Genomic DNA, 6,913 nt, shown 5'->3' with positions numbered 1-6,913 from the left:
AGAGTATAAGATCACACCCAGATCGGTCGGTCAAATCCTCTTAACATTGCTTCAAAACGTTCACGATCTCGCCCTGGCAAAAAACATCACGCAAAGCCAAAGAGTATGGCCGAAAAGGGGGTGCAAAAAATTCAGAAAAACGACAACCATTACGCGATGAAATAGGAAGACTTGCCCGCCCGCTCTTCATTGAAAATCCAAAACTTAAAATTATAGAGTGTGCGCGGCTAATTGAGAGAGAAATCCTCGAGTTCATCAAAAAATCCCCACATGAATATAAAGATATCGGCAGCAAAAATGACCCGGATGAATACTTCGAATTTATTAAAAGCTATGTGAGTGAATACAAACGTCAATGCGCAAAAAATAAGCATTCTAACATGATCTACCCCCCTAGCTGCATTTCATAACATCGACGCACACCCCAAAATCCCTCCGAACAAACCCAAACAGCTGATGAGTTTTAACCGGAGGGATTTCATGTATTCAGAGACTAACCGCCAGCAAATTCTTGCGCTCTATGGCCACCCCCAAGACCGTTTAGTACGGGAAAATGAGCGTAAAGCCATCACGACGGTCTCCCGTACTCACGCCTGGGTATTGGAACAAAAGGGGGAATTCCCAAAGCGCAAAAAACTGGGTGCAAGCTGTGCCTGGCTACTTTCCGACCTGCTGGTCTGGATCCACACACGCTGAGAAGAGGTAACAGATGGGAAACAACATCCTGGACTATCTGAAACCTCCAGCACCAGAACCAATCTCGATCGTCAAAATGAAGGAGCTATGCACCTTATTCGGATGCTCTCGCATGACTATCTATCGCTGGATGGCTCACCACAAACTGCCTGCACCAATCAGGCATAACAACAAGCGGCTTATTGGTTGGGATAGGGAAGTAATAAACACCATGTTAAAGCGTAATTAATGCTCAGTGATGGGGGCCTCGAGCCTCCTCTTTTGGGCTCTTAGTGTGACAACCTGTGACATCTATTACGTTTTTTTCCCTGACGTTGGCAGAAACCAACATGCCCCAACGCCTTGACCTGACTGGGCTGCCAGCAACGGGGCAATCCCTACAAGAGCAGGATATTAATAATATGGCTTTTATTGAGAATAATTCTCGAGAATATCTTAGGCCTAGTTTTGAGTACGGTGGTCATTACTGGCCGGTGATCTGCAGATACCAGATCCGTAAAGACATCATGCACGGCATATTCAAGTTACTCGGCCAATTCTATGAGAAATCTAGCAAACTAATCGCGATCAGGTTGGAGCTTAAAATGAAGCAATGGAGCCCGGATAACAAGCTCGTCAGCCTTTTTTTCAAACAGCTGAAGCGCAAGTTATGCAAGCATTACGGTCGCTGTTACCACGGGTATATCTGGGTGAGAGAACAAAACCATGCCACTGCCCAGCACTACCATACCGCATTGCTGGTGGACGGACACAAAGTCAGACACTCCAACACCATCAAGCAGCTCGCTGAGTGTATTTGGCAACACGGCTATTTGAGTCTCCCAAAATGCGCCTTTTACAGGGTTCATCGCAGTCAAATCCCACGATTCCAAGCGTTGATCTACCGCTTGAGCTATTTGGCCAAAGCTGAAACAAAAGGAGACCGGCCACCAGCTGTCAAGGATTACCAAATCAGCCGTAGTATCAGGAAGCAGTAACTATGCATAAGCGAATTTATGCCCCAAGGATTCCATCTGAAATCCCTTTATTGAGCCAAATGGGGTTCTATCAGCGCAAGCGATTTTGGCGTTATCACCAAGAGAATCTGGCAAGGTTGGTGCTTCTGAAGGGGATTAGTATCAAGAAGTATGCCGAGTTGCATGGCCTTGAATTGCGGCTGGCTTACACAAAGTTCAGGATTGTGGGGGTCGCTGCGCTTAGACAAAAATTTTGGGCACGACATCGCCAGCAATTTAACCAAGAGCTGAACGCTAACGGGACGCAGGTTGAAGCCTATATCGAGCGGCATAAGCTGCATCAAAAGAATGCGCGGCAGCAGTTAACGCGCAAGCCAATGAGTGCAATCTGGGAGATGCATTGTCGTCGTTATGCACACCAATCAACATTCAGGAAACTCACCATCGCCCAGTACGCAAAAGAGAATAATTTGAACCCCTCCACGACTCGACACTACATCCATAAAGGTTATTGTTAACCAAAATAAAAAATCCCAGAGAGCATGTAAAAAATCACAACCAACAAAAATACATATAAATATCAATAGCTAAGGTCGGTGCTACGTGATCACTTATGGTATGAGGTGATCATCAATCACGCACAGCCCCCCATCTGGTGGCTGGTGGATATCGATCGTCCACCAGCCGTCTCACAGTGCTTTGCAATGATCCCCCGCACACTCCAGATGCCATCCACTGGCCCCAAGCAGGTCGCTGTGACAAGATAAACCCCCTGTTTTGTCTCGCTCCGGTCGCCCGATGAAAGAAACCCTGCCCAGCTATGAAGCCATGATGCCTGCAGTGCTCAAGGTCTTGGCCGATGGTGTAGCCCGTCCTCTGCGTGAGGTATTCGAGCGGGTTTGTCAGCACTACGGTTTTACCCCCGAGCAGTTGGCCGACACCTTGCCCAGTGGCCGCCAAACCACGCTGCGCAGCCGGGTCGGCTGGGCCAAGACCTATCTGGTCAAGGCGGGTCTCATCGAGCAACCCAAGCGGGGCCTCTGCCTTATCACCGAACGGGGTAAGGCGGCGCTGGTATCGGGGCGGTCTATCGACAACCACTATCTCACCCAATTCAACGAGTTCGTGGCGTTTGCCAACGCCACCAGTGAGGACGCCGGGAATGAGCAACCAGCCGTGGCCACCCCGACAGACACGCCAACACCGGAGCAGGCCAGCACCCCTCAAGAGCAAATTGAACAGGCGCTTGCTGCCATCAACCGATCCCTTGCCGATGATCTGCTGGCCGAGATCCTTGGCCTTTCCCCACGCTTCTTTGAGCAGCTGGTGGTCGATCTGATGGTGGCCATGGGCTATGGCGGTAGCCAGCAGGATGCCGCCCGCACTACTCGCTACAGCAGTGATGGCGGCATCGACGGCATCATCAAGGAAGACCGGCTGGGGCTCGACTCTATCTACCTACAAGCCAAGCGTTACACCGACAAAACCGTCGGGCGTCCCGAGATCCAGTCTTTCGCGGGGGCGCTTGATCTGCACAAGGCCCGCAAGGGGGTCTTTATCACCACCTCCAGCTTTAGCCGTGAGGCGCAGGAGTATGTCGGGCTGATTGAGAAACGCATTGTGCTGATCGACGGTGACCGTCTTGCCGCCCTGATGATCGAATACGGCGTCGGCGTCACCACTCGCCAGACCCTCACCATCAAGACCCTGGATTCGGATTACTTTCTGGAAGATTGACGACCATGCCAAACAAGTCACTGAACTTCGAAATGCTGCGCCGCAAATGGCCCGAGATAGCCGATCTGGGGGCGATGGCGGAGAGATATGTCTACAACGACCCGGAGACCTCACTGGTAAAACTGCGCAACATGGTCGAGTTGATCGTGCGTTGGATTTATCGGGAAGAGCATTTGCCCCAAGGCTATCGACCCAACCTGTTCGATCTCATCAAGGACGATGTATTTGTCGACCTGATGCCAAAGCCCATTCACGGGAAACTCGATATCCTGCGCCAATACGGCAACAAAGCAGCTCACGGCGAGAAGTGCGAGCAGAAGCACTCGGTCTGGCTGCTCAAAGAGGGGTGGCTGATCGCCGCCTGGCTCTATATCCGCTACGACAACGGCAATCAGCAGGAATGTGGCAGTTTCACCCAGCCAGCGCAGCAACCCGTTGAACTTACAACGGATGCGTTGAAGAAAAAGGCGCATGAGCTGGAAAAAGCCTGTGCCGCCCTCAAGGCTGCCGAAGAGCGTGAGATCGCTATTCTACGTGACCTGCAGCAAGCCAAAGAGCAGGCCGACGAGCTCAAAGATCGCCTAGAACAATCCCGTCTGAAGAACCAGCAAGCGGTCAGCCTGCTCGACATGAACGAGGCCGAGACTCGCCGCCGCCTTATCGATGCCCGCCTGCTCGATGCCAACTGGGATATCTCGGATGATGGCAGCGATACCGAACAAGTCAGTCAGGAAGAAGCCACCCTCAAGCAGCCCACCAAGACCGGTAAGGGGCGTGCTGACTATGTGTTGTGGGATGACAACCACCAGCCGCTGGCGGTGATCGAAGCGAAAAGTACTCAGGTCGATGCCGAAACAGGACGCCAACAAGCCAAGCTCTATGCCGACTGGCTGGAGGAGAAATACGGTCAGCGCCCGGTCATCTTCTACACCAATGGCTACGACATCTTTATCTGGGATGATCATCCCGCTCATGGCTATCCACCACGCCGCCTGTTCGGCTTCTACAGCAAGGCGAGCCTGCAACACCTGATCCAGCAGCGCACCAGCAAAAAGGATCTGTTGCAAACCCCCATCGACACCAATATTGCCGGGGGCGGGACTCGCCTCTATCAGTTGGAATCCATTCGCCGCGTAGCGGAATCGTTCAGCAATAAAAAGCGCAGCGCCCTGATCGTGCAGGCCACCGGCACCGGCAAGACCCGCGTCTCCATCGCCCTGACCAAGTTGCTGCTCGATGCCCGCTGGGTGAAACGGGTGCTCTTTCTGTGCGACCGCAAGGAGCTGCGCAAACAGGCCCGCAACGCCTTCAACGAATTTATCAGCGACCCTCTCTGCGTAGTCGGTTCCAGTGACAAGGCGACCCAGCAGACCGCCCGCATCTTTATCGCCACCTATCCCGGCATGCTCAATATCATGGAGCAGTTCGATGTGGGCTATTTCGATCTCATCGTGGCCGATGAATCCCACCGCTCCATCTACAACGTCTACGGGGATCTGTTCAAATACTTCGACTGCCTGCAAGTGGGCCTGACCGCGACGCCAGTCGAGATGGTTAGCCGCTCCACCTGCCAGCTATTCGGTTGTGACTACAAGATGCCCACCGCCGAATACTCGCTGGAAAAGGCCATCGAAGATGATCATCTGGTGCCCTACGAGGTGGTGACTCACACCACCAAATTCCTGCGCGAGGGGATCAAACGCGACAACCTGACCGATGAGCAAGTAGCTCAACTGGAAGATGACGGCATCGACCCCAACGAGCTCGATTTCGATGCCCAGAGTATCGACAAGGCCATCTACAACAAGCCGACCAATGCCGCCATCATGCGCAACTTGATGGAGAACGGCATCAAGGACAAGGATGGCCAGTTGCCGGGCAAGACCATCATCTTCGCCCGCAACCACCAGCATGCCCTCTTGCTGCAAGCCGTGTTCGATGAGCAATACCCCCAGTTTGCGGGTAAGTTCTGCCAGGTGATCGACAACTACGACCCCCGTGCCGAGCAGTTGATCGACGACTTCAAGGGCGATGGCAAAAACCACGACCTTACCATCGCCATCTCGGTAGACATGCTCGATACCGGCATCGACGTGCCCGAAGTGGTCAATCTGGTCTTTGCCAAACCGCTGCGATCCAAGGTGAAGTTCTGGCAGATGATCGGGCGCGGCACCCGCCTGTGCAAAGATCTGTTCGGGCCGGGCAAGCACAAGGAAAAGTTCCGCATCTTCGATCACTGGGGCGTGTTCGACTACTTCGAGCAGGAGCCCGAAGAGGTGGAGCCTGCGGTCAGCAAATCCCTCGCTCAGCAACGCTTCGAGGCCTGGTTGCAACTAGGGCGCAGCGCCTTGAAGAAATTTGACCGGGATGCGCTCGACAAGGTGACCCTACTACTGCGCTCCCAACTAGATGCGCTGGATGACAGGTCCATCTCGGTACAAGAGCGCTGGAAAGAGAAGGCTCGCTTGAGCGATCCCAAGGTGCTGCGGCAATTTTCACCGGCTACCCAGCAGGCGTTGCTCACCGAAATGGCCCCCTTGATGCAGTGGCTCGATGTACGCGGCCAAGGTGATGCTCTGCGCTTTGATATGGACATGATCGCCGCCCAGCAGGCGCTCTATGATAACCCGGAGCAATTGATGCAGAGCTACCACAAGGTGGCGGAAAAGGTGGAACTGCTGCCGCCCCACTTGGCTCAGGTGCAGCAACACGGCGAACTGATCAATCAGTTGCGCGAGCTGCTCTGGTGGCAGCAGGCTGATTTCGATCAGTTGGAACACGCTCGCATCACCCTGCGCGACATCATGCACTTGATGGAGAAAACCCCCACCCCTTCGAGCTCACCGCTGGTCACCAACATCAAAGAAGACGAGGGGGAGTATCAGACCGGCCAGCGCAAGACAAATATCAAATCAGTGGATTTCAAGCTCTACCGCAAGCAGGTGCAAGGCGTGCTGGAACCCCTGTTTAACAGCAACCGGGTGCTGCAAAAAATCCGTTGTGGCCAGCCGGTGACCGACCAGGAACTGGACGAACTGCGCAAACTGGTGCTGGTGCAAAACCCCAATGTCGATATCAAGGTGCTGACCGACTTCTATCCCGAAGCCAGTGCCGGGCTCGACAAGATCCTGCGTACCCTGGTGGGGATGGATGGAGAAGCGGTGGCCGCGCGTTTCACCGCCTTCGCCGCCGAACATCACCTCAGTGCGGTTCAGATGCGCTTCCTCGATCTGCTGAAAAACCATATCCGCACCTTTGGCACCATCGAGATGAAACAACTATTCGAGCAACCCTTCACCTCGGTCAACAGCCAGGGGGTAACCGGGGTCTTCCCCGATATGGCACAGGTAATGGCCCTCAAGGCCATCGTCGACGGGTTTGCCGTTGAAACCGGAAAGGCTGTGCCCTAAAAAGCGGAAGGGGCATCAATGCCCATCCTGCCAAAAATCGCGGTACAATCGCGGCCATTCCAATCTGGCACTGATGGCCCGCCCTGTGCGGGCCGCTTATTCTAGTCTGTTGGC

The 6,913-nt window shown here is 53.7% G+C and carries 6 protein-coding genes; all 6 read left to right on the top strand.

What is annotated here, in order from left to right; genetic code table 11:
• Positions 1 to 480 precede the first annotated feature (480 nt).
• Complete coding sequence (locus OKC31_RS20615) at positions 481 to 696, top strand: helix-turn-helix transcriptional regulator (protein WP_139400148.1); 216 nt, start codon at positions 481 to 483, stop codon at positions 694 to 696.
• Positions 697 to 709: 13 nt separating this feature from the next.
• Complete coding sequence (locus OKC31_RS21735) at positions 710 to 925, top strand: helix-turn-helix transcriptional regulator (protein ID WP_425332791.1); 216 nt, start codon at positions 710 to 712, stop codon at positions 923 to 925.
• Positions 926 to 980: 55 nt separating this feature from the next.
• Positions 981 to 1,673, top strand: a complete 693-nt coding sequence (locus OKC31_RS20610) for a YagK/YfjJ domain-containing protein (RefSeq protein ID WP_265783708.1) — start codon at positions 981 to 983, stop codon at positions 1,671 to 1,673.
• A gap of 2 nt (positions 1,674 to 1,675) precedes the next feature.
• Positions 1,676 to 2,170 (top strand): hypothetical protein, encoded by a 495-nt coding sequence (locus OKC31_RS20605; RefSeq protein ID WP_265783709.1) that lies wholly within the window; start codon positions 1,676 to 1,678, stop codon positions 2,168 to 2,170.
• Between the two features lie 280 nt (positions 2,171 to 2,450).
• On the top strand, positions 2,451 to 3,389 hold the full coding sequence (locus OKC31_RS20600; protein WP_265783710.1) for a restriction endonuclease: 939 nt from the start codon (positions 2,451 to 2,453) through the stop codon (positions 3,387 to 3,389).
• 5 nt (positions 3,390 to 3,394) lie between these two features.
• Positions 3,395 to 6,799 carry a DEAD/DEAH box helicase family protein gene (locus OKC31_RS20595; RefSeq protein ID WP_270657571.1) on the top strand — a complete coding sequence of 1,135 codons (3,405 nt, stop codon included), beginning with the start codon at positions 3,395 to 3,397 and terminating at the stop codon, positions 6,797 to 6,799.
• The last annotated feature ends 114 nt before the right edge of the window (positions 6,800 to 6,913 follow it).

The sequence above is a fragment of the Aeromonas sp. Y293-4 genome (genome assembly GCF_027705905.1).
Classification (GTDB): Bacteria; Pseudomonadota; Gammaproteobacteria; order Enterobacterales; family Aeromonadaceae; genus Aeromonas; species Aeromonas veronii.
The sequence above is the reverse complement of the archived record's forward strand: the minus strand, read 5'-3'. Positions and strand labels throughout refer to the sequence as shown.